Origin of the sequence: Serratia sp. SCBI (genome assembly GCF_000747565.1) — a bacterium.
GTDB lineage: Bacteria > Pseudomonadota > Gammaproteobacteria > Enterobacterales > Enterobacteriaceae > Serratia > Serratia ureilytica.
In genome coordinates this window covers 455,030-477,408 of record NZ_CP003424.1, presented here as the reverse complement: position 1 = coordinate 477,408, position 22,379 = coordinate 455,030, and the positions used below count along the sequence as shown (strand labels likewise).

Here is a 22,379-nt window from a genome sequence, read left to right as displayed (position 1 = left end):
ACCGCCATGTTTATCAATACGCCATAAGCTGCCTCAAATCAAAACCCGTGCGCGCCCCTTTGCCTAAAATGGCCTCCCCGATTCGTGTTTGCCGGCGGAACACCGTCGTCGGCAACCTTTAAAGACAGCGTGCGCCCGGCCGGGCGTACGGCTAAGCCAGGATAAATCTATGGAGCTGCTTTGTCCCGCCGGCAACCTGCCGGCCCTGAAGGCCGCGGTGGATAACGGCGCCGATGCCGTTTACATCGGGCTGAAAGACGATACCAACGCGCGCCACTTCGCCGGCCTCAACTTCACCGAGAAAAAGCTGCAGGAAGCGGTCGATTACGTGCATCGCCACGGCCGCAAACTGCATATCGCCATCAACACCTTCGCCCATCCCGACGGCTACGCCCGCTGGCAGCGTGCGGTGGATATGGCCGCCCAACTGGGCGCCGACGCGTTGATTCTGGCGGATCTGGCGATGCTGGAATACGCCGCCCAGCGCTACCCGCAGCTGGAGCGCCACGTTTCGGTGCAGGCTTCCGCCACCAATGAGGAGGCGATCCGTTTCTACCAACGCAACTTCGAGGTCGGCCGGGTGGTGCTGCCGCGGGTGCTGTCGATGCACCAGGTGAAACAGCTGGCGCGTACCAGCCCGGTGCCGCTGGAAGTGTTCGCTTTCGGCAGCCTATGCATCATGGCCGAGGGGCGCTGCTACCTCTCCTCCTACCTGACCGGCGAGTCGCCGAACACCGTCGGCGCCTGTTCGCCGGCGCGATTCGTGCGCTGGCAGCAAACCGCACAGGGCATGGAGTCGCGCCTGAACGACGTGCTGATCGACCGCTATCAGGACCACGAAAACGCCGGTTACCCGACGCTGTGCAAGGGCCGCTATCTGGTGGACGACGTGCGCTACCACGCGCTGGAAGAGCCCACCAGCCTCAATACCCTGGAGCTGCTGCCGGAGCTGCTGGCCGCCAACATCGCTTCGGTGAAGATCGAAGGCCGCCAGCGCAGCCCGGCTTACGTCAGCCAGGTGGCGCGCGTCTGGCGCCAGGCGATCGACCGTTGCCAGGCCGATCCGGCCGCCTACCGCGCCGACGCCGCCTGGATGGAGACGCTGGGCGCGATGTCCGAAGGCACCCAAACCACGCTGGGCGCCTATCACCGCAAATGGCAGTAGCCGGAGGAAACATGAAATACGCACTCGGGCCGGTACTCTACTACTGGCCGAAAAACGACATCGCAACGTTCTATCAACTGGCGGCGGACAGCAGCGCCGACATCATTTATCTCGGCGAGAGCGTCTGCGCCAAGCGCCGCGAGATGAAGGTCGGCGACTGGCTGGCGCTGGCGCGCGAAATCGCCCGCAGCGGTAAACAGGTGGTGATCTCCACGCTGGCGCTGCTGCAGGCGCCGTCCGAACTGAATGAGCTGAAACGCTATGTGGAAAACGGCGAGTTCCTGTTTGAAGCTAACGATCTGGGCGCGGTGAACATGGCGGCGGAGCGCGGCTTGCCGTTCGTCGCCGGCCATGCGCTGAACTGTTACAACGCCTATACCCTGCGCCTGCTGCGCCGTCAGGGCATGATCCGCTGGTGCATGCCGGTCGAGCTGTCGCGCGACTGGCTGGCCAATCTGCTGACGCAGTGCGACGAGCTGGGCTTCCGCCACGACTTCGAGGTGGAGGTGCTGAGCTACGGCCATCTGCCGCTGGCCTATTCCGCGCGCTGCTTCACCGCCCGCTCGGAGAACCGCGGCAAGGACGAGTGCGAAACCTGCTGCATCAAGTATCCGCAGGGCCGCATGATGCGTTCGCAGGAACAACAACAGGTGTTCGTACTCAACGGCATCCAGACGATGAGCGGTTACTGCTATAACCTCGGTAACGAGCTGCCGAACATGCAGGAGCTGGTGGACATCGTGCGGCTGTCGCCGCAGGGCGCCAAGACGCTGGCGCAGATCGATGCCTTCCGCGCCAACGAGCGCGGCGAGCAGCCGCTGGCCTTGACCGACCACGCCGACTGCAACGGCTACTGGCGCCGCGTGGCCGGGTTGGCGTTGGTGGAGTGATGGAGGCCGGCGCCGGGCTTTCCCTCGCCAGAGAGGCCTTTCAACGCCATTATTCAGCTGGCCGCCCGCGAGGAGAATGCGCCCGAAACCACACATCGGGCGCATTCAGCCAGAACAACGGCAGGCGATTACCCTTTCAACGCAATTCGCTTTAATGACTGCCACAGGCGTTCTTTATCGCCAACTTTCAGGTGGGTTTGTTCCAGGGATTTCATAAAAACAAACCTGTCATTAAAGCGCTCGCCTTTCTTCAATTTATTGCTGACGCTGGTCAAAATCTGGGTATTCAGCCGGCTGATTTTCGCTCTCACACTGTCCAGCGATTCAGGCTGCCAGCCGTTTTCCGGCGCCGACAGCCAGTCTGCCCGGTAGCGATACTGAATCGCTTTGGCCGCATCCATTTGCGCCTGTATAAAAGGAGCCACCGACTTGCCATCCAATCCCAATGCTTCCGCCTCGCGGACTGAGTTGGCCAATACGTTGGCCTCCTGAGGCAAATCCTCAATGGCCAGATGGTTGTTTGCCTTATACCCGGCAACGTCTTTCATGTAAGACAATCGCTGGTTAATCAATGAGGCGGTCTCGTCGGTTTGAACAGGCTTTGCCACCGCCGTGATAGAGAAAAATAATCCAGCCAAAAGCAGCAACCCTCTCGTCACTTTAAAATCCATTTAACCTCTCCTGTCACAGCCCTGTTGGCAGTGGTTTTTGGCTCGCAACGAAATTCGCTATGCGTGCATAATCTTTTGCCACCGCCGGATGTTTGCGCCCGGGAAGAAACTCGAAGCTGCAGCGCTCGCCGTCTTTCACTAACTGCGACGCCAGATTCCTGACCTTCAACCTTGGGTTATCCCCTATGCGCTGGAAGATCTCTTTCTCAAGATCGGTACTGTCCGGCTCCGCCCGCTCCTCGCGGCTGCCTAAGAGCAGCGATAACCAATCAATGCTTGCGGCAAGCTTAACATCGCCTTCGGGCAGCACTGCGCCATTCGCCCACCAGAGCGCGGGACTGGCGGCAACATAGCGCTGAAAAGCCGTTTGATGATGAAACGCCACGTATAAGGTGAAATGCCCGCCAAACGAATGCCCCGCCAGCGTTTGCATTTGCTTATTGACCTTAAAACGACATTCGACCCATGGTTTGACGACATCCTGAATAAATCGATAAAATTGCTCCGCTACGCCCCCGTCTTTAAAGCGCTCGCTGCCATCGCTCACCGTATAGTCAAATGTGCGAGCCGCCTTAATATCGACCCCCTCCTGATAACCGATCCCAATATAAAGCACAGGGGATACATCATCACCGTGATAACCCGCCTTAATTAGGGTCTCAAAGTGTCTGTTGGCATCTAAAAAATACAACGGATTTAATTCGTTGCACCCAACATGCCGTTTATCGCATGCCAGGAAGACCTTATATTTTTGTCCATGATATTCAAACAGAACCGTTTGAACGCTTAATTTACCCGTCATACATCATGCTCCTTCATATTTGTTACATAACGGCACCTATCTGAAACATCCCGTTTACAGACCAATCTCATGACTATGAGCGAGCAATCCATTTAATTATCCTACAATTAATGATTTCCGCACGCTAAGATCGTAAATCCCGAGGAGTTCATCACACACATAAACAATTAAGAAAACTTAATCATTTTAGGCGAAATAGAAATATAACAATTAAAATTGGATAAGCAATGTTCTATCCCGGCAAATATCACTTTTGGCTAAATAGTCGAATGGTTATTTTTTAGGGATGATAAATTTGAAAGAATTAGGAATAGCCTTATCAAAAAGAGAACATAACACTGCAACACAAACAGGCGTGATTGAAGGTGTGCGTGATTGTCGGCGGGCCAGACCGAATTTCAAGAAGGGGTTGCTGCGTGCCGCTAGCGAGTAAAGCTTATGCGCGGCCGAAACCCGATTGCCGGGTTGTGGTCGCTTTGCGTTATCCCCGCCGGCCGCGGGGATAACGCAATACCCCATTGGATTAATTATCTTTTAACGTCACCGGGAAAGGCATCAATGCCTCCCCCTTACGCCCGCCGCTTCCTGAACATCCCGCGCAGCGCCACGCTGTTGCGCAAGAAGGCCACGCCGAAGCCCAGCAGGGTGTAGACCACGCCGAGTATCAGCATCATCACCACGTCGCCCCATACTTCATTCAACGACAGCCCCATCTGGTTGACGCCGGCGATCGCCTTGGTGCCCCAGGTGGAGGGAATGCTGTACGAGATGGCGCGCACCCAGGCCGGCATCGACTGCAGCGGCCAGATGGTGCCGGACAGGTAGAAGACCGGCGTAGTGATGAACGCCAGCGTCAGGTAGATCATCTCGACGCTGCGCAGGCACTCGGTCACCAGCTTGCCCAGCCCCAATACCGCCAGCAGGAACGGGAAGGTCAGCAGCAGCAGTTCGGCGATGTTCGCCGTCTGCCTATAGCCCAATACCCACGGCCACAGCACGAACAGCACGATCGACAGGAACAGCCAGATCGGCAGAAGCGCCGTCAGCCCGCCGAGGTGCGCCGCCAGCGGCGCTTTGCCACCGGGCATGCTCTTCATGGCGATATTGACGCGGATACAGGCGATCAGCAACGAGTGCTGCAACAGCATCACCAACAGACCGGGGAAGATGATCGCCGCAAAGCTGATGCCGGGGTTGAACACGTCCAGCGTTTGTCCCAGTATCGGCGTCAGCAGTATCTGCGCCTGCCGTTCGCTGAAGCCGCTGCGCAGCAGCAGCCCGTTGTTGTACTCCGTCAGCAGCTGCTGATAGGCCGCCACCACGTCTTGTTGGATCTGGCCGTTGGCCAGGCGGTTGGTGGCGTCGCCGTAGACCGGCACCACGATGTTCTGCCCGCTGAGGATCTTCTTCTCCAGATCCACCGGCATGATGATCACCGCAAACAGCTTGCGCCAGCTGAGATCGCGCTGCGCCTGTTCCAGGCTGTCGTAGGTTTCAATCGCTATCTTGGAGGTGGCGTCCAGCTGGCGGATCAGCTGCCGGCTGGCGGTGCTGTGATCCTGATCGACCACCCCCACCGGCAGATCCCAGACCGTGCGGTTGGCGTACACCAGGCTCATGATGCACAGCGACAGGATCAGCATCAGCCACACCGGCCGCTCCAGCATGCCGAGCAGCACCTTAACGAAGGTTTGCCAATAGAGCTTCATCCGGCGTCCCCCTCTTTTGCCAGCCGCGCCGGCAGGCGATTGCGCACCAGTAGCGCGGCCACCAGCGGATAGACCGCCAGCAGCGCGCACACGCTGAAGATGGCGCTGGCGTGCACCTGCCGCAGGAACACGTCAAACATCGCGTACAGCGCGTGGGTCAGCGGTTCGATGTTGGAAATGATGCGCGCCGGCAGCGGCATCGACAGCTCAGGCACCGCCATGCCGGAGAAGGTCATCGCGATACTGACCAAAATACCGATCAGGCTGTACGCGGTGATGGTACTGCCGGTAAAGGTGTACAGCAGCAGGCCGATGCTCTGCGCCGCCATCACGTAGAACAGGCCGATCATCAGCATAAACAGAGGATTGCCGCTGACGCGGGCGTCAAAGATGCCCACCAGCGCCGCGATCTCGACCATCAGCAGGGTGGTGAAACACAGCGTGTACGGCGCCAGCTTGCCGAGTAGCGCCAGGCTGAACGGCTTGGCCTGCAGCAGCGACTTGCTGCGCGCCAGCACGTAGATCATGCAGGTCACCGCGAACAGCTGCAGCAGATGGATCGTGGCGGCGAACTGCTGGTAATAGATATAGCTGCCGCTGGCGTTGAACAGGCTGCCGTAGGAGAGCGTCACGTCCGCCAACGGCGGCAGCGTCTTGCCCATCTCGGTGGCGATGATGCTGCGGGTGCTGGCGTTGATTTCGTTCATCAGGCCGCCAAAGTCCTGGGTGGAGTACAGCCCGGCGCCGTAGAACAACGCATTGTAGTACATCACCACGCTCGGCTGTTTGCCCGACAGCGCGTTGGCCTCAAGATCCGGCGGGATATACAGCAACGCGTAATCCTGCGCGCTGCGCAGGCGGCTCAGCGACTCCGGCAACCCGCCGCCGTAAGCCTCGACGTGGGCATGCGAACCGGCGTCCAGCCGCCGCGTCAGCGATTTGGACAGCGGGCTGTGATCGCTGTCCACCACCGAGACCGGCAGATCGAGCAGCGTGCCTTCGGAGAAGTTGCTGCTGATCAGCGCAAACAGGATCAGCGGAAAGATCCAGCTCAGCCAGTGCACCACCGGGCTGCGAAAGGCGACGCGACACTCTTTGTCGAACGCGTGACTGAAGCAGCGCCAGCCGGCCCTTACTCTTTCCATTGCCATAAGGTGCTCATCCCCGGACGCAGGCCGTCCACCGGCTGTGACGGATACAGGCGCACTTCGAAGGTTTTCAGGTCGAAGTCGCCGGTGGCGCGGGTGGCGCGTTTGGTGGCGTAATCCCCCAGCGGCGCGATGTAGCGCACCTCGGTGTCGATCATTTTGTCCTTCAGCGCCGGCACCCGCAGCTTGACCTTGTCGCCTTTGCGCACGTGGGCCAGGATGTCTTCACGCAGGTTAAACACGAAGTAGGCGTCCGGCACCCGGATCAACGTCACCAGCGGGCTGCCGGCGTTCAGCAATTCGCCCACTTCGGCCGGGATAGGCCCCACTTCGCCGTCTACCGGCGCTTTCACCTGCAGATCGTCGCTCTGCGCCTGGATCTGCAGCAGGTTCTCTTCCGCCGCCCGCAGCGCCGCCGCATATTGCTGCCGCTGCTCGACGCGGTCGCCGTTGATGCCTTCATCCAGATTGGCCTTGGCGGCCTGCACCTGTTGGAAGGCGGTGTCGCGCGACCGGCGCGAAGCGTCCAGCTCGGACTTCGAGATATAACCCTTGCCGGCCACGCTCAGGTTCCGGTTGTAGTCGTTTTGCGCATTGCGGTACTGCGCCTCGGCCTGCGCCAGGTTGGCGCGCAGGTTGCGGATGCTCTCTTCACGGGTGCCGTGCAGCGACAGCTCGAGCTGCGCCTTGGCCTCGTCGCGCGTCGCCTGTGCGGAACGCAGTTGCGCCATCAGTTCGGGGCTATCGAGTTGAATGATCAGCTGGCCGCTTTTCACGTCGTCGCCGCGTTCGATCAGGCGTTCAACGACCCGGCCTTTCGCCTTGGATGCGACGATCACTTCGGGGGCATCCACTTCACCCTGCAGCAACAGATCCTGATTGTGCGCGCGGAACAGGATCGCCAATGCGATCGCCGCCAACATCAGCAACAGGGTAAACAGCGTCTTTTTTTTCATTATGTCAGCTCCCGGAACGGTAAGCGGCGGGCGGGGATAATCATTTCCATGTCTCAAATTGCTCCAAAAAACACCATTGCACTCATGAGGATATCACAAGCACATATCTCCTCTTTTATAACTATAAATTGGATTATGCTTTTAACACTAAAAAGCATCTTTTTTTCGGCCTTTTAGTATGCAGACTCCTGCAATCGCCCTTTAAGCGATCCACTCTCTGATGGACGATGTCATGATTGAACACACTGCCGTACCGCTTTCGGTACTGGATTTATCGCCAATCCCGCAAGGGGCCAAGGCGCGCGACGCTTTCCACTGTTCGCTGGATTTGGCGCAGCACGCCGAACGCTGGGGCTACCAGCGCTACTGGCTGGCCGAGCACCACAACATGACCGGCATCGGCAGCGCCGCCACCTCGGTGCTGCTGGGCTATCTGGCCGCCGGCACCCAGAGCATTCGCCTCGGCTCCGGCGGCGTGATGCTGCCGAACCATGCGCCGCTGGTGATCGCCGAACAATTCGGCACGCTGGAGTCGCTCTACCCGGGGCGCATCGATTTGGGGTTGGGCCGCGCGCCCGGCACCGATCAGCGCACCATGATGGCGCTGCGCCGCCACCTGTCCGGCGACGTGGATACCTTCCCGCGCGACGTGCAGGAACTGCAAAACTACTTCTGCGATGCGCAGCCTGGGCAACCGGTGCAGGCGGTGCCGGGCCAGGGGCTGCATGTGCCGCTCTGGCTGCTCGGTTCCAGCCTCTACAGCGCGCAGCTGGCGGCGCAGCTCGGCCTGCCGTTCGCCTTCGCTTCGCACTTCGCCCCGGATATGCTGTTCCAGGCGCTGCAGCTGTACCGCGAGAACTTCAAACCGTCCAAACAGCTGGCGCAGCCGCACGCCATGGTCTGCGTCAACGTGATCGCCGCCAACAGCGACCGCGATGCGCGCTTCCTGTTCAGCTCGATGCAGCAGCAGTTCATCAATCTGCGTCGCGGTTCGCCCGGCCCGCTGCCGCCGCCGGTGGATAACATTCACGCGTTGTGGACCGCCGGCGAGCAATACGGCGTCGAGCAGGCGCTGCGGATGTCGATCGTCGGCGATGAAAAAACGGTGCGCCACGGGCTGCAAACGCTGCTGCGTGAAACCGATGCCGACGAGATCATGGTCAACGGCCAGATTTTCGATCATCAGGCGCGGCTGCGTTCGTTCGAGATCGTCGCCGGCGTGAAGGGCGACATCGTGAAGGGCTAAAAAGCGAAGAGGCGGTGGGATCCCCACCGCCTTGGCGTTAACGCTGGATCAGGTAGCGAATGGTCGGCCCGTCCTGCTGGATATCCAGCACCTTGTAGCCGTGGTTGCGCGCATCGAGCGGGATGTTGTTGATCGACTGCGGGCAATCGCTGATCACCTCCAGGATCTCCCCCGGTTTCAGCTGCGGCATCGCCTCCAGCGTCGCCACCGCCGGGTATGGGCAAGGCTCGCCCAGCATGTCCAGCCGGTAGTCCGGCACTATCGTTGTCGCTTTCATGGCATGCTCCTCAAATTCACCACCTGCGCCTCAGGCCGGGCGCGGAAAAAGCGTTTCTCCCACCACAGCATGGCGGCGAAGGCCAGCGCCAGCAGCAGGTAAGTCACCAGCAGGCCGCCGATCGGGCCGAAGGTATCGAGCAGGTTGATCTTGTCGTAGTCGGTCGCCAGCGCCGGCGCCAGGTCGTCCCAGTAATAGGCCAGCAGCGTAGCGCCGATGATGTTGCCCAGCCCCACCCACCAGTAGTGCACCTGCCCTTCCACGGCGCGGTACATCCAACCGGTCTCGCAGCCGCCGGCCAGCACGATGCCGAAGCCGAACAGCAAACCGCCCAGCACCGCATTCGGGCCGGCCCACATGATCTTCGGCGCCACGCCGAGCTGCACATAGCTGAAGATGCCGATGGCGCTCACCGCCATGCCGATGATGATGGCTTTCGCCATGTGGGTGCGGCCGGTGATCCACAGATCGCGGAACGCCGAAGTGAAGCAGATCTGCGCGCGCTCGATCAGCAAGCCAAAGCCGATGCCGAACAGCATGGCGATGCCGAGCTTCGGCGCATCGAACAGTGTCCACAGCGACCAGGCCACCGCCAGGCCGAAGACGGCCATGCCCAGCCGGAAGCGGCGGCGCGCCTGCTCAGGCTTCTGCGTCAGCGGCGCGGCGGCCTTCACCTTTTGCAATTTGACCGGGATGCGGAACATCGGCAGCAGCGTGAATTTGGCGCCGAAGTAAGAACCGGCGGCGGTCGCCAGCGCGAAAAACCAGGCGTGCAACGAGAACTGAGGAATGCCGGTGAAGAATGCCGCCAGGTTACAACCCATCGCCAGGCGCGCGCCGAAACCGGCGATGATGCCGCCCAGCAGCGCCTGCACGATGCGAATGCGATGCTGCGGTTGACGCAGCTTGATGTTGTTGGCCCACAGCGCGGCGGCGATACAGCCGGCGAACATGCCGATGATCATGCGCCCGTCGATGCGCTCCAGCGGCGTGCCCTGCAAACCGATCACCTTGAAATAGCCCCACTGCTCAGGGTGCAGACCGAACCACTGCAGCACATGGCCACCCCAGCGCGTGAATTCGCCGGTCACCGCCCAGAAGGTGCCGGTCATGCCGAAGTAGTAGGTAGAGAGGATCCCGGCGGCGATCACCGCCGGCAGCGGCGCCCAAAAGCGCACCAGGTATTGAGATTTGAACTGCTGCCAACTCATGGCATCTCCCGTGCATATCATCCGTAAGAAAAAACCTTATGAATGATACGCCATTCAGGGGCGTTTGACGGCAATTTTCAGGCATAAAAAAACCAGCCCGCAGGCTGGTTTTTCAGAGCGCTCACCGCGAACGGTGAATCGGCGATTACGCGTCGCCGAAACGACGACGTGGTGCCGCCGGTGCGCCGTCATCACGGCGTGGCGCCGGCTTGCCGTCACGGTTGTAGTTACCGCCACGACGCTCACCGCCGTTACCGCCTTCACGACGTTCGCCGAAGGAACGACGTGGGCCGCCTTCGCGACGTTCGCCGTTGAACGGACGACCGTTGCCGCGACGCTCGCCGCCGTCACGACGCTCGCGACGTTCGAACGGCTGTGCATCGCCCAGCAGCTGCATGTTCATCGGCTTGTTCAGGATGCGAGTGCGAGTGAAGTGATTCAGGATCTCGCCCGGCATGCCTTTTGGCAGCTCGATGGTGGAGTGGGAAGCGAACAGCTTGATGTTGCCGATGTAACGGCTGCTGATGTCGCCTTCGTTAGCGATAGCGCCAACGATATGACGGACTTCTACGCCATCGTCACGGCCCACTTCGATGCGGTACAGCTGCATTTCGCCAACGTCACGACGTTCGCGACGCGGACGATCGCCGTCACGGCTGTCGCGGCTGTCACGACGGTCGCCGCGGCGATCGTCACGGTCGTTGAACTCACGACGCTGACGCGGCTTGAAGACCGGATCCGGTGGCAGGATCAGCGGACGTTCGCCCTGAGCCATTTTCAGCAGCGCTGCGGCCAGGGTTTCCATATCCAGCTCTTCTTCCGGCTGCAGTTTGGTCAGCAGCGCGCGGTACAGATCCAGATCGCTGCTTTCCAGCTGCTGCTGAACTTTCGCGGCGAACTTGGCCAGACGACGCTCGCCCAGCAGTTCTGCGTTCGGCAGCTCCACTTCCGGGATGGTCAGCTTCATGGTGCGTTCGATGTTGCGCAGCAGGCGGCGTTCGCGGTTTTCCACGAACAGCAGCGCGCGGCCGGCGCGGCCCGCACGACCGGTACGGCCGATACGGTGAACGTAAGACTCGGAGTCCATCGGGATGTCATAGTTGACAACCAGGCTGATGCGCTCAACGTCCAGGCCACGGGCCGCAACGTCGGTGGCGATCAGGATATCCAGACGACCGTCTTTCAGGCGCTCCAGGGTCTGCTCACGCAGCGCCTGGTTCATGTCGCCGTTCAGCGCGGCGCTGCTGTAACCGCTGCGCTCCAGCGCTTCGGCCACTTCCAGGGTCGCGTTCTTGGTACGAACGAAGATGATCGCCGCGTCAAAGTCTTCGGCTTCCAGGAAACGCACCAGCGCTTCGTTTTTACGCATGCCGTAGACCGACCAGTAGCTCTGGCTGATGTCCGGACGGGTGGTGACGCTGGACTGGATGCGCACTTCCTGCGGCTCTTTCATGAAGCGGCGGGTGATGCGACGGATCGCTTCCGGCATGGTAGCGGAGAACAGCGCGGTCTGATGTTCAGCCGGGATCTCAGCCATGATGGTTTCTACGTCTTCGATAAAGCCCATGCGCAGCATTTCGTCGGCTTCATCCAGCACCAGACCGCTCAGGTTGGAGAGGTTCAGGGTGCCGCGCTTCAGGTGGTCCAGCAGGCGGCCTGGGGTACCCACAACGATTTGCGGGCCCTGGCGCAGAGCGCGCAGCTGCACGTCGTAACGCTGGCCGCCGTACAGGGCTACCACGTTGACGCCGTTCATGTGTTTGGAGAAATCGGTCATCGCTTCAGCAACCTGAACCGCCAGTTCGCGGGTCGGTGCCAGCACCAGGATCTGAGGTGCTTTCAGGTCTGCCTGCAGGTTGTGCAGCAGCGGCAGCGAGAACGCTGCAGTTTTACCACTACCGGTCTGTGCCATGCCCAGCACGTCGCGGCCGTTCAACAGGTGAGGAATACACTCAGCCTGGATCGGAGATGGTTTTTCATAGCCCAGATCGTTCAGGGCGGAAATGATTGGAGCAGACAGCCCCAGATCGGCAAAAGAGGTTTCAAACTCAGTCGTCATGTACACGTGCCTCATTAATAATGGCAGCCAGTCTACATAACTCGTCGAGAAAATTTTCAGTCATTTTCATTGAAAAGTGTGAACCGGCTCAAATTAGATTATAAAACGAACAAAAAAGCCCTCGCCCGTTAAGGCGATAACTTTGGTTAAAAACCAATGTTCATCAGGCTGATAGGTGTTCGTCAGCTATTGCTGGTCCGATTCCGATAGGTCGTCTTGCTCTTGGCCCAAAAGCGCCAATTCCAACAATGCATAGCGGTGCTCAACGAAGTTGTGAACGTTGTTAGACACCGTCAGTTTGAACAGCGCCGAAGCGGTGTCCTTGTCCCCCAGACTCAGGTAGTGTTTACCCAAATAGAAGTCAGTTTCACTGAGATGCTCAGCGAGCGAAGTGTTATCCGTTGCATCTGCCTTGAGGCGTTCCATCAGCGTTTTTTCGCTGATCTTGCCCAGGTAGAATTCGACAATATTCCATCCCCATTGCCCTCTGTCCGCTTTGTCATAGCGCTGCTGAAGCGCTACCTCGGCCTTCTTGGGATCGATTTCTCGCTCCACCAGATACAGCCATAACGAACGGAAGGGATCGTTTGGGTCGTCTTGATAAAACGCCTGCAGATCATCCTGCGCCAACGGGAAGCGGCCGCCATAGTACAGTGCGATGCCCCGGTTTAAACGCGCGTAATTGTAAGTTGGATCAAGCTCTAGTACAGAATCAAACGCTTCATAGGCAGCATCAAAATTGCCTGCCTGCGTTAAGTAAATGCCCAGGTAGTTGAAAACTTCCGGCATGTCGGGACGTATCGCCAGCGCCTGCGAGAAATCATTGCGCGCTAATGCACGTAACCCGAGGCTATCATACAGCACACCGCGCTCATATAAAAGCTGTGCGCGTTCGTCATCCGTCAGTGCCCGGCTGGCAAGAATTTGTTCCATGCGCGCCAGGATCACTTCCTGCTGCAACGTAGGCTGCAACGGGATTGCCAAAACTTCGTCTTTACGCCAATCATGGTTGCTGCATCCTGCCAGCATGAGTGCTGTCGCAACGTAACACCAGCGCAAGAAAGGCTTCATTTCCCACTCCCGAAGACAAACATTGGATGAACGTCCTGTCCTCCGTTTGCTAAAACGCGGGCATCCTACCCGCGCGATACGAACAGCTCCCAACCCCGTGGCGGGGAGCTGTAAAACTATCTATACAGTTATTCTGCTTCAGGCGCAGGTGAACCTGCTTCCGGCGCCATCGCTTCTTTGATGCTCAGACGCACGCGGCCCTGACGGTCAACTTCCAGTACCTTAACCGGCACTTCCTGACCCATCTGCAGATAGTCGGTCACTTTCTCAACGCGCTTGTCGGCGATCTGAGAAATGTGCACCAGGCCTTCTTTACCACCGCCGATAGCGACGAATGCGCCGAAATCAACGATACGGGTCACTTTACCCTGGTAGATACGGCCCACTTCGATCTCTGCCGTGATCTCTTCGATGCGACGGATAGCGAATTTCGCTTTCTCACCGTCGGTCGCAGCGATTTTAACTGTACCATCATCTTCAATTTCGATGGTAGTGCCAGTCTCTTCGGTCAGCGCGCGGATAACGGAACCGCCCTTACCGATCACGTCTTTGATTTTATCCGGGTTGATGCGGATAGTATGAATACGCGGTGCGAATTCGGAGATATCGCCGCGCGGGGTGCTGATAGCCTGTTCCATTACGCCCAGGATGTGCAGACGCGCGCCCTTGGCCTGGTTCAGAGCCACCTGCATGATTTCGCGGGTGATGCCTTCGATTTTGATGTCCATCTGCAGCGCGGTGATACCGTCGCGGCTACCGGCCACTTTGAAGTCCATGTCGCCCAGGTGATCTTCGTCACCCAGAATGTCGGACAGAACCACATAGTTGTCGGCTTCTTTCACCAGGCCCATCGCGATACCCGCAACGGCAGCCTTGATTGGCACGCCGGCGTCCATCAGCGCCAGAGACGCGCCGCACACGGAAGCCATGGAAGAAGAACCGTTGGATTCGGTGATTTCAGACACCACGCGAACCGTGTACGGGAAATCTTCCGGTTTAGGCATCATAGCCAATACGCCGCGTTTCGCCAGGCGACCGTGACCGATTTCACGACGCTTAGGAGAACCGACCATGCCGGTTTCGCCTACGGAGTACGGAGGGAAGTTGTAGTGGAACAGGAAGCTGTCGGTCTTCTCGCCCATCAGCTCGTCCAGGTTCTGTGCGTCGCGCGCGGTGCCCAGGGTCGCGGTAACCAGCGCCTGAGTTTCGCCACGGGTGAACAGCGCGGAACCGTGGGTGCGCGGCAGTACGCCGGTGCGCACGTCCAGGCCACGGATCATGTCTTTTTCACGGCCGTCGATACGCGGCTCGCCACGCAGTACGCGGCTGCGCACCACGTTCTTCTCGACGGTGCCCAGGATGTCCTGGATTTCGCCGGCGTCCAGCGTTTCGTCCTGCGCCAGCAGGGTTTCAACCACGCTGTCTTTGATCGCGTCAACCTGAGCGTAACGCTCTTGTTTTTCGGTGATGTGGTAAGCGTCGCCCAGGCGAGCTTCGGCCAGTTCAGCCACGCGCGCGTGCAGCGCTTCGTTGACCGCAGGCGCCTGCCAATCCCACTTCGGCTTGCCGGCTTCGGCAACCAGCGCGTTGATGTTTTCGATAACAACTTGCTGCTGGTCGTGGCCGAACACCACGGCGCCCAGCATCTGATCTTCGCTCAGCACGTCCGCTTCGGATTCCACCATCAGCACCGCGCCGGCGGTACCGGCAACCACCAGATCCAGACGGCTTTCTTTCAGTTCGTCAGTCGTTGGGTTCAGTACGTACTGATCGTTGATGTAACCTACGCGCGCTGCGCCGATTGGGCCGTTGAACGGAATACCGGACAGGCTCAGGGCGGCAGAGGCACCGATCATCGCAACGATGTCCGGGTTCACCTGCGGGTTAACGGAAACCACGGTCGCGATCACCTGAACTTCGTTCAGGAAGCTGTCCGGGAACAGTGGACGGATCGGGCGGTCGATCAGACGGGAAGTCAGGGTCTCGCCTTCGCTCGGACGGCCTTCGCGACGGAAGAAGCTGCCCGGGATACGGCCGGCGGCGTAGGTACGCTCTTGGTAGTTAACGGTCAGCGGGAAGAAGCTCTGGCCCGGCTTGGCTTTTTTCTGGCCAACGACGGTAACGAATACGGCGGTGTCATCCATGCTCACCATAACGGCGGCGGTGGCCTGACGCGCCATCATACCGGTTTCGATGGTGACGGTATGCTGGCCATACTGGAATTTGCGAATGATCGGTGTCAGCAAAATTATATCCTTGATTAACGGCGCGCAATCGCATTGACGACTCGACACGCCTGTGACTCGATTTGCCTTCTCACTACATCCTCGCGACTAATGACAATCCTTATCTCAGGCGGGAGATAAAGCCTCTCATTAGCCGCGCGAACCTCTGTAACGGAAGAACCTGTTTGGAAACATCAGTAATACATTAACCTGATTTGCTTATGCTTCCTAGAAGAAAGGGGCCAAAATAGGCCCCTTTCCACTGAAACTTGCTAGATTAGCGACGCAGACCCAGACGCTCGATCAGGCTGGTGTAACGTGCTACATCTTTACGCTTCAGGTAGTCCAGCAGCTTACGACGCTGAGAAACCATACGCAGCAGACCACGACGGCTGTGGTGATCTTTTTTGTGCTCGGAGAAGTGGCCTTGCAGATGGTTGATCTGCGCAGTCAGCAGGGCAACCTGAACTTCGGTAGAACCGCTGTCGTTAGTACCACGACCGAAATCAGCTACGATTTGAGCTTTAGCTTCAACACTTAGAGACATTGTAATACTCCAGATTATAGATAATAAAAACAGGCGCCGATCTCTAATTCAGCAACCCAATGCATAAGCTGCGCCATTCTACTCTTAGCGCAGTGCGATCGCAAGGCGACGCAGTGCCCCGCCGTCAGTCGAAATGCTCAACCACCAGGCGGCGCGGCGCCACGCGACCATCCTCGGCGATGTCGCCAACGCCGATGAATTTCCGCTCTTCACCCTCGGTGATGCGCACCAGGCCGGATGCCGGCGCGCCGGCCACTTGCACCGGTTGCCCCTGCTTGACGTAACCCGCCACCACCGGCAGCAAATTCACTTCCGGATAGTTCTCAACCGGGCTGTCCATCGGCATCAGCAGCGGATCGAGCAGCTCGCCGGGCGCGATCGCTTGTTCCTGCGCCTGCGCCACCAAGGCGTTCAGCTGTTCCAGCGTCACCATGCGCGCGATGGGATAAGTCGCCACCTGCAGGCGGCGCAGATAGATCACGTGCGCGCCGCAACCCAGCAGCTCGCCGAGATCGTCAGTGATGGTGCGGATGTAGGTGCCTTTCGAGCAGTGAATCTCCAGCTCGAGTTCATCCCCTTCCCAGCGGATAAACTGCAGCTCGTACACCGTAATGCTGCGCGCTTCGCGCGGCACTTCGATGCCCTGGCGCGCATACTCGTAGAGTTTCTTGCCCTGGTATTTCAACGCCGAATACATCGACGGCACCTGCTGGATGTCGCCGCGGAAGGTGTCCAGCGCCGCGTCGAGCTGCGCCTGGGTGAAGTTCACCGGGCGTTCCTGCACGATCTGCCCGTCGGCGTCGGAGGTATCGGTACGCTGCCCCAGCTTGGCGATCACCCGATAGCGCTTGTCGGAATCGAGCAGGTATTGCGAAAACTTGGTCGCTTCGCCCAGGCAGATAGGCAGCATGCCGGTCGCCAACGGATCGAGCGCGCCGGTATGGCCCGCTCGGTTGGCGTTGTACAGACGTTTTACTTTTTGCAGCGCATCGTTGGACGACAATCCCTGCGGCTTGTCCAGCAACAGAACGCCGTGGATGTCACGGCCGCGGCGACGAGGGCGACTCATTAATCCTCCTTGTCATCGCCTGAGGCGGAACGGCGCTCTGCGTCGTTCTTCACCACGTTGGTCACCAGGTTGGACATGCGCATGCCTTCCACCAGGGAGTTGTCGTAAGCGAAGGTCAGCTCCGGCACCACGCGCAGGCGCATCGCTTTGCCCAGCAGGGTGCGGATATAGCCGGAAGCGTCCTGCAACGCTTTGATGCCGTTGGTGACCAGATCCGGATCGTGGTTCTCGGTCAGCACGTTCAGGAAGGTGACGTAAACCTTGGCATACGCCAGGTCGCGGGACACTTCCACGCCGGAAACGGTCGCCATGCCGACGCGCGGATCTTTCACTTCACGCTGCAGAATGATCGCAATCTCTTTCTGCATCTCTTGCGCCACGCGTTGACCGCGGCTGAATTCTTTTGCCATTTTGGATTCTCCAGACAAATCGGGGGGCACAAAGGCCCCCCGTAAACAGATATAAGCAGATGTGCAATCGTTAAGCGATGGTGCGTTGGATCTCAATGATTTCGAACACTTCGATCATGTCGCCGACGCGCACGTCGTTATAGTTCTTAACGCCGATACCACATTCCATGCCGTTACGGACTTCGTTAACGTCATCTTTGAAGCGGCGCAGGGATTCCAGCTCGCCTTCATAGATAACCACGTTGTCGCGCAGTACGCGGATTGGGTTGTGACGCTTGATGGTCCCTTCGGTAACCATACAGCCGGCGATAGCGCCGAACTTAGGCGATTTGAACACGTCGCGCACTTCGGCCAGGCCGATGATCTGCTGCTTGTATTCCGGCGCCAGCATACCGCTCATCGCCTGCTTCACTTCGTCGATCAGGTTATAGATCACGGAGTAGTAACGCAGATCCAGGCTTTCCGCTTCGATTACGCGGCGCGCAGAAGCGTCGGCACGCACGTTGAAGCCCAGGATGATGGCGTTGGAAGCCGCAGCCAGCGTCGCGTCGGTTTCGGTGATCCCACCTACGCCGGAGCCGACAATCTTCACCTTCACTTCGTCGGTGGAGAGTTTCAGCAGCGAATCGCTGATCGCTTCGCAAGAACCCTGTACGTCGGATTTCAGCACGATGTTCAGCTCGGACACTTCGCCGTCGGTCATGTTGGCGAACATGTTTTCCAGCTTGGACTTCTGCTGACGCGCCAGTTTGACTTCGCGGAACTTGCCCTGACGGTACAGCGCCACTTCACGCGCTTTCTTCTCGTCACGCACCACGGTCGCTTCGTCACCCGCTGCAGGCACGCTGGACAGACCCAGGATTTCCACAGGGATAGACGGACCGGCGGAGGTCACTTCACGACCCAGCTCGTCGCGCATCGCACGCACACGGCCGTATTCGAAGCCGCACAGGACGATGTCGCCCTTGTTCAGCGTACCTTCCTGAACCAGCACGGTAGCAACCGGGCCACGGCCTTTATCCAGGAAGGACTCGATCACTACGCCGCTCGCCATGCCGCTGCGGACCGCTTTCAGCTCCAGAACTTCGGCCTGCAGCAGGATGGCCTGCAGCAGCTCGTCAATACCGGTACCGGCTTTCGCGGACACGTGAACGAACTGCGCTTCGCCGCCCCACTCTTCCGGCATAACGCCGTACTGAGACAGTTCCTGCTTAACGCGGTCCGGATCGGCTTCCGGTTTGTCGATTTTGTTCACCGCAACCACCAATGGCACCTGCGCCGCTTTCGCGTGCTGGATAGCTTCGATGGTTTGTGGCATCACGCCGTCGTCGGCCGCCACCACCAGAACCACGATGTCAGTCGCCTGAGCACCGCGAGCACGCATCGAGGTAAACGCGGCGTGGCCCGGGGTGTCCAGGAAGGTGATCATGCCGTTCTCGGTTTCTACGTGGTAGGCACCGATGTGCTGGGTAATGCCGCCGGCTTCGCCCGCCGCCACTTTGGTGGAGCGGATGTAGTCCAGCAGAGAGGTTTTACCGTGGTCAACGTGGCCCATGATGGTCACGACCGGCGCGCGCGGCTCGGCCGCAGCGCCCGTATCACGGTCGCTCATCAGCGCTTCTTCCAGCTCGTTTTCACGACGCAGGATAACTTTGTGGCCCATCTCTTCGGCAACCAGCTGTGCGGTTTCCTGGTCGATAACCTGGTTGATGGTGGCCATGGCGCCCAGTTTCATCATCACTTTGATGACCTGAGAACCTTTGACCGCCATCTTGTTGGCCAGCTCGGCCACGGTGATGGTTTCACCGATCACCACGTCACGGTTAACCACCTGCGCCGGCTTGTTGAAGCCCTGCTGCAGAGCGCTAGGCTTGCGTTTGCCGCCTTTGCCGCCACGGGTAACGGCACGCGCTTCTTCACGATCCGCTTTGGATTCGGACAGCTTGTTGCCTTTCTTCTGCTTGGTGGCTTTGCCGCCGCGGGTGCGGCTGCGACGATCGCCTTCAACTTTGGCGTCGTTTTCGTCTTCAGCGGCACGGGCGTGCTGAGAGGTGGTCACGTGATAGTCGGCGCTTTCAACCGCAGCACTAGCCGCGTCGGCCTGGGCCCACTTCTCGCCGTTCTCTTCGGCCATGCGACGGGCTTCTTCCGCCACGCGCTTGGCTTCCTCTTCAACCTTGCGGCGCACTTCCTCTTCCGCTTTACGTTTCAGTTCAGCGGCTTCGGCTTCACGGCGTGCTTTTTCCGCCTGAGCTGGCTTGGTCATTTCGTCGGTATGTTGATTGGTCACTTTTTCTTTTTCCGCTGAATTACGCTTAGCAATCTCCGCGGCCTCACGTTTGGCTTGCTCTTCGGCTGCGCGCTTCGCTTCCGCTTCGCGTTTTGCGAGCTCTTCCGCTTCGCGCCGTGCCTGCTCTTCCGCTTCACGCTGTGCCTGCTCTGCCGCTTCAGCCAACTGGGCTTCCTGCGTATCGCGATTTACATAAGTGCGTTTCTTGCGGACCTCAATTTGCACCGATTTACTTTTACCGCCGGTGCTCGGGATATTCAAGGTGCTGCGCGTTTTGCGCTGCAAAGTGAGTTTACCCGGCGCGCTGCCGTGTTCACGGTTCAGGTGCGCCAGTAATGTTTCTTTTTCTTGCTGGGTAACAGAGTCCGACTCGGACTTGTTGATCCCTGCATCAGCAAACTGCTGTACCAGGCGATCAACCGGAGTCTGAATCTCTGCTGCCAGCGATTTTACGGTTACATCTGTCGTCATGCTGTTCCTTCCTGCTACAGTTATTACGCGTTGTCGCCAAACCAACAGATATTGCGTGCAGCCATGATCAGCTCGCCGGCTTGCTCATCGCTAAGCCCTTCAATATCAGCCAGATCGTCAACACCCTGCTCGGCAAGATCTTCCAGCGTACAAACCCCACGCGCGGCCAGTTTAAAGGCCATGCTGCGCTCAAGACCCGGCAGGTTGAGCAAATCGTCGGCCGGTTTGTTGTCGCCCAGGCTTTCTTCTTGTGCCAGGGCCAGCGTGGTCAATGCAGCTTTGGCGCGTTCGCGCAATGCTTCAACCGTATCTTCATCCAGACCGTCGATTTCCAACAGCTCTTTGATCGGCACGTAGGCCAGCTCTTCCAGCGTGGAGAAGCCTTCTTCAACCAGTACGGTGGCGAAATCTTCGTCGATATCAAGATACTTGGTGAAGGTATCAATAGCGGCATGAGCCTCGGCCTGGTGCTTGGCCTGCAGGTCGTCCGCCGTCATCACGTTCAGTTCCCAACGATCGTCGCCGCGGTGTTGTTTCAGCAGCTGGGAAGCCAAACGCACGTTTTGGCCGTTACGGCCGATCGCCTGCGCCAGGTTGCTGGCTTCAACGGCGATATCCATGGTGCAGTTATCTTCGTCTACCACGATCGACGCGACGTCGGCCGGCGCCATGGCGTTGATGACGAATTGCGCTGGGTTATCATCCCACAGGATGATATCGATGCGTTCGCCGCCGAGCTCGCTCGACACGGCCTGAACGCGCGCACCGCGCATACCTACGCAGGCGCCGACCGGATCGATGCGCTTGTCGTTGGTTTTCACTGCAATTTTCGCACGGGAGCCTGGATCGCGGGCTGCCGCTTTAATCTCGATCACTTCTTCGCCGATTTCCGGCACTTCGATGCGGAACAGCTCTTTCAGCATTTCCGGGCTGGAACGGCTGACGAACAGCTGCGCGCCGCGAGCTTCGGGACGTACGGCATACAATACGCCGCGAATGCGGTCGCCCGGACGGAAGTTTTCGCGCGGCAGCATGTCTTCACGGCCAATGACCGCTTCGGCGTTGTTGCCCAGATCCAGCGCGATGCTGTCACGGTTCACTTTCTTCACCACGCCGGTGACGATCTCACCTTCGTGTTCACGGAAAGCGTCGACCACCATCGCGCGCTCGGCCTCGCGCACTTTCTGCACGATAACCTGCTTGGCGGTTTGGGTGGTGATGCGGTCGAAGGTCACGGATTCGATCTGATCTTCGACGTATCCGCCGAGCTCGATGCTCGGATCTTCAAACTGAGCGGCTTCCAGCGTGATTTCACGCGTCGGCTGAGTCACTTCGTCTACGGCGACCCAACGGCGGAAGGTATCGAAATCGCCGGTTCTGCGGTCAATGCTGACGCGCACGTCGATTTCCTGCTCGTATTTTTTCTTGGTTGCGGTGGCTAATGCAGTTTCCAGCGCTTCGAAAATCTTCTCGCGCGGAAGGGATTTTTCATTGGAAACTGCTTCAACAACAGCCAGAATCTCTTTGTTCATCCTAGTTGCCTCTTCCAAACTTTAAAAGTGGGGTACCAGGTTCGCTTTCTGGATGTTGCTCAGCGCGAACACTTCATCTTTCCCTTCCACAGTAACCGTGATCATCTCGCCTTCGACAGACTTGATAATACCCTGCCACTTGCGACGGTTCTGTACCGCCATGCGCAGAACCAGGCTGACTTCTTCACCGAGGTAACGCGTATAGTGTTCTGCGGTGAACATCGGGCGATCAAGGCCAGGAGAGGAGACTTCCAAGTTGTAAGCGACCGTGATTGGATCTTCGACGTCCAATACAGCGCTGACCTGGTGGCTGACATCAGCGCAATCATCAACATTGATGCCGTTATCACTATCAATATAGATGCGGAGCGTCGATTGGCGCGCACGAATGAATTCGATGCCTACAAGCTCAAAGCCCAACGCTTCTACCGGTGCCGAAAGCATCTCTGTTAACTTTTGCTCTAATGTGGACAAGCCCACCCCCAAGACATAAAAAAAGGGCTAAATAGCCCAGTGATTCTGTTGCCAAATAACAAAAAAACCCCGAAAAATCGGGGCTTTATGCAACTGGACCCTGTTTGCCGCTAGGCGGCCTCGGTACAACTTTCGAGCAAGTGTCATTTTCAAATG

20 protein-coding genes are annotated in these 22,379 nt (G+C 58.7%); 3 read left to right on the top strand and 17 right to left on the bottom strand.

The window, feature by feature from the left end; genetic code table 11:
- Positions 1-169: 169 nt before the first annotated feature.
- A complete protein-coding gene (locus SERRSCBI_RS02180; protein ID WP_033641666.1) occupies positions 170-1,165 on the top strand; it encodes a peptidase U32 family protein in 996 nt (331 codons plus the stop codon).
- Positions 1,166-1,176: 11 nt separating this feature from the next.
- Positions 1,177-2,055: a U32 family peptidase gene (locus SERRSCBI_RS02175; RefSeq protein WP_042783540.1), complete on the top strand. Its 879-nt coding sequence runs from the start codon at positions 1,177-1,179 to the stop codon at positions 2,053-2,055.
- A 128-nt stretch (positions 2,056-2,183) separates the two neighbouring features.
- Here SERRSCBI_RS02175 and SERRSCBI_RS02170 read toward each other — a convergent pair whose 3' ends face one another.
- The 5 genes from SERRSCBI_RS02170 to SERRSCBI_RS02150 all read right to left on the bottom strand — a co-directional run bounded on the left by SERRSCBI_RS02170 (position 2,184) and on the right by SERRSCBI_RS02150 (position 7,341).
- On the bottom strand, positions 2,184-2,726 hold the full coding sequence (locus tag SERRSCBI_RS02170) for a chorismate mutase (protein ID WP_042783539.1): 543 nt from the start codon (positions 2,724-2,726) through the stop codon (positions 2,184-2,186).
- Positions 2,727-2,739: 13 nt separating this feature from the next.
- Positions 2,740-3,528 (bottom strand): alpha/beta hydrolase, encoded by a 789-nt coding sequence (locus SERRSCBI_RS02165; RefSeq protein ID WP_042783538.1) that lies wholly within the window; start codon positions 3,526-3,528, stop codon positions 2,740-2,742.
- 569 nt (positions 3,529-4,097) lie between these two features.
- Complete coding sequence (locus tag SERRSCBI_RS02160; RefSeq protein ID WP_016929316.1) at positions 4,098-5,237, bottom strand: ABC transporter permease; 1,140 nt, start codon at positions 5,235-5,237, stop codon at positions 4,098-4,100.
- Positions 5,234-6,388, bottom strand: a complete 1,155-nt coding sequence (locus tag SERRSCBI_RS02155; RefSeq protein WP_042783536.1) for an ABC transporter permease — start codon at positions 6,386-6,388, stop codon at positions 5,234-5,236. The genes SERRSCBI_RS02160 and SERRSCBI_RS02155 overlap by 4 nt, the downstream gene beginning before the upstream one ends.
- The gene (locus SERRSCBI_RS02150; RefSeq protein ID WP_033638900.1) at positions 6,370-7,341 is read right to left on the bottom strand and encodes an HlyD family secretion protein; all 972 of its coding nucleotides are present in this window, start codon (positions 7,339-7,341) and stop codon (positions 6,370-6,372) included. The genes SERRSCBI_RS02155 and SERRSCBI_RS02150 overlap by 19 nt, the downstream gene beginning before the upstream one ends.
- A 232-nt stretch (positions 7,342-7,573) precedes the next feature.
- On the opposite strand from SERRSCBI_RS02150, the gene SERRSCBI_RS02145 reads away from it, so the two are divergent.
- Positions 7,574-8,587: a luciferase-like monooxygenase gene (locus tag SERRSCBI_RS02145; RefSeq protein ID WP_197752301.1), complete on the top strand. Its 1,014-nt coding sequence runs from the start codon at positions 7,574-7,576 to the stop codon at positions 8,585-8,587.
- A gap of 37 nt (positions 8,588-8,624) precedes the next feature.
- Here the strand turns inward: SERRSCBI_RS02145 and yedF are convergent, their stop codons facing one another.
- The 12 genes from yedF to rimP form a co-directional block, all read right to left on the bottom strand.
- Entirely contained in the window at positions 8,625-8,864 is a 240-nt protein-coding gene (gene yedF, locus SERRSCBI_RS02140; RefSeq protein WP_033641662.1) for a sulfurtransferase-like selenium metabolism protein YedF, read from the bottom strand.
- Positions 8,861-10,075 (bottom strand): selenium metabolism membrane protein YedE/FdhT, encoded by a 1,215-nt coding sequence (gene yedE, locus SERRSCBI_RS02135; protein WP_016929320.1) that lies wholly within the window; start codon positions 10,073-10,075, stop codon positions 8,861-8,863. The genes yedF and yedE overlap by 4 nt, the downstream gene beginning before the upstream one ends.
- A gap of 145 nt (positions 10,076-10,220) precedes the next feature.
- Positions 10,221-12,134 carry a DEAD/DEAH family ATP-dependent RNA helicase gene (locus SERRSCBI_RS02130; RefSeq protein ID WP_042783534.1) on the bottom strand — a complete coding sequence of 638 codons (1,914 nt, stop codon included), beginning with the start codon at positions 12,132-12,134 and terminating at the stop codon, positions 10,221-10,223.
- Complete coding sequence (gene yrbN / locus SERRSCBI_RS25310) at positions 12,124-12,198, bottom strand: protein YrbN (protein ID WP_223182019.1); 75 nt, start codon at positions 12,196-12,198, stop codon at positions 12,124-12,126. The genes SERRSCBI_RS02130 and yrbN overlap by 11 nt, the downstream gene beginning before the upstream one ends.
- 122 nt (positions 12,199-12,320) lie before the next feature.
- Positions 12,321-13,205 carry a lipoprotein NlpI gene (nlpI, locus tag SERRSCBI_RS02125; protein WP_004933495.1) on the bottom strand — a complete coding sequence of 295 codons (885 nt, stop codon included), beginning with the start codon at positions 13,203-13,205 and terminating at the stop codon, positions 12,321-12,323.
- A gap of 128 nt (positions 13,206-13,333) precedes the next feature.
- Positions 13,334-15,451 (bottom strand): polyribonucleotide nucleotidyltransferase, encoded by a 2,118-nt coding sequence (gene pnp / locus SERRSCBI_RS02120; RefSeq protein WP_016929321.1) that lies wholly within the window; start codon positions 15,449-15,451, stop codon positions 13,334-13,336.
- Positions 15,452-15,707: 256 nt separating this feature from the next.
- Complete coding sequence (gene rpsO, locus SERRSCBI_RS02115) at positions 15,708-15,977, bottom strand: 30S ribosomal protein S15 (RefSeq protein WP_004933502.1); 270 nt, start codon at positions 15,975-15,977, stop codon at positions 15,708-15,710.
- 124 nt (positions 15,978-16,101) lie between these two features.
- On the bottom strand, positions 16,102-17,046 hold the full coding sequence (truB, locus tag SERRSCBI_RS02110; protein ID WP_033641660.1) for a tRNA pseudouridine(55) synthase TruB: 945 nt from the start codon (positions 17,044-17,046) through the stop codon (positions 16,102-16,104).
- Positions 17,046-17,456 carry a 30S ribosome-binding factor RbfA gene (rbfA, locus tag SERRSCBI_RS02105; protein WP_004933508.1) on the bottom strand — a complete coding sequence of 137 codons (411 nt, stop codon included), beginning with the start codon at positions 17,454-17,456 and terminating at the stop codon, positions 17,046-17,048. The genes truB and rbfA overlap by 1 nt, the downstream gene beginning before the upstream one ends.
- A 70-nt stretch (positions 17,457-17,526) precedes the next feature.
- A complete protein-coding gene (infB, locus tag SERRSCBI_RS02100) occupies positions 17,527-20,217 on the bottom strand; it encodes a translation initiation factor IF-2 (protein ID WP_019453339.1) in 2,691 nt (896 codons plus the stop codon).
- A gap of 23 nt (positions 20,218-20,240) precedes the next feature.
- Positions 20,241-21,749, bottom strand: a complete 1,509-nt coding sequence (gene nusA, locus SERRSCBI_RS02095) for a transcription termination factor NusA (RefSeq protein WP_004933514.1) — start codon at positions 21,747-21,749, stop codon at positions 20,241-20,243.
- A gap of 21 nt (positions 21,750-21,770) precedes the next feature.
- The gene (rimP, locus tag SERRSCBI_RS02090; RefSeq protein WP_033644179.1) at positions 21,771-22,223 is read right to left on the bottom strand and encodes a ribosome maturation factor RimP; all 453 of its coding nucleotides are present in this window, start codon (positions 22,221-22,223) and stop codon (positions 21,771-21,773) included.
- Between the last annotated feature and the right edge of the window lie 156 nt (positions 22,224-22,379).

Excerpts from the sequence above, each read along its gene's own strand:
- rpsO (WP_004933502.1), bottom strand. The coding sequence starts at position 15,977 with ATGTCTCTAAGTGTTGAAGCTAAAGCTCAAATCGTAGCTGATTTCGGT.
- SERRSCBI_RS02170 (WP_042783539.1), bottom strand. The coding sequence starts at position 2,726 with ATGGATTTTAAAGTGACGAGAGGGTTGCTGCTTTTGGCTGGATTATTT.
- rbfA (WP_004933508.1), bottom strand. The coding sequence starts at position 17,456 with ATGGCAAAAGAATTCAGCCGCGGTCAACGCGTGGCGCAAGAGATGCAG.
- SERRSCBI_RS02180 (WP_033641666.1), top strand. The coding sequence starts at position 170 with ATGGAGCTGCTTTGTCCCGCCGGCAACCTGCCGGCCCTGAAGGCCGCG.
- SERRSCBI_RS02165 (WP_042783538.1), bottom strand. The coding sequence starts at position 3,528 with ATGACGGGTAAATTAAGCGTTCAAACGGTTCTGTTTGAATATCATGGA.
- SERRSCBI_RS02175 (WP_042783540.1), top strand. The coding sequence starts at position 1,177 with ATGAAATACGCACTCGGGCCGGTACTCTACTACTGGCCGAAAAACGAC.
- infB (WP_019453339.1), bottom strand. The coding sequence starts at position 20,217 with ATGACGACAGATGTAACCGTAAAATCGCTGGCAGCAGAGATTCAGACT.
- SERRSCBI_RS02150 (WP_033638900.1), bottom strand. The coding sequence starts at position 7,341 with ATGAAAAAAAAGACGCTGTTTACCCTGTTGCTGATGTTGGCGGCGATC.
- SERRSCBI_RS02145 (WP_197752301.1), top strand. The coding sequence starts at position 7,574 with ATGATTGAACACACTGCCGTACCGCTTTCGGTACTGGATTTATCGCCA.
- SERRSCBI_RS02130 (WP_042783534.1), bottom strand. The coding sequence starts at position 12,134 with ATGACGACTGAGTTTGAAACCTCTTTTGCCGATCTGGGGCTGTCTGCT.
- nlpI (WP_004933495.1), bottom strand. The coding sequence starts at position 13,205 with ATGAAGCCTTTCTTGCGCTGGTGTTACGTTGCGACAGCACTCATGCTG.
- SERRSCBI_RS02155 (WP_042783536.1), bottom strand. The coding sequence starts at position 6,388 with ATGGCAATGGAAAGAGTAAGGGCCGGCTGGCGCTGCTTCAGTCACGCG.
- yedF (WP_033641662.1), bottom strand. The coding sequence starts at position 8,864 with ATGAAAGCGACAACGATAGTGCCGGACTACCGGCTGGACATGCTGGGC.
- yedE (WP_016929320.1), bottom strand. The coding sequence starts at position 10,075 with ATGAGTTGGCAGCAGTTCAAATCTCAATACCTGGTGCGCTTTTGGGCG.
- truB (WP_033641660.1), bottom strand. The coding sequence starts at position 17,046 with ATGAGTCGCCCTCGTCGCCGCGGCCGTGACATCCACGGCGTTCTGTTG.
- nusA (WP_004933514.1), bottom strand. The coding sequence starts at position 21,749 with ATGAACAAAGAGATTCTGGCTGTTGTTGAAGCAGTTTCCAATGAAAAA.
- SERRSCBI_RS02160 (WP_016929316.1), bottom strand. The coding sequence starts at position 5,237 with ATGAAGCTCTATTGGCAAACCTTCGTTAAGGTGCTGCTCGGCATGCTG.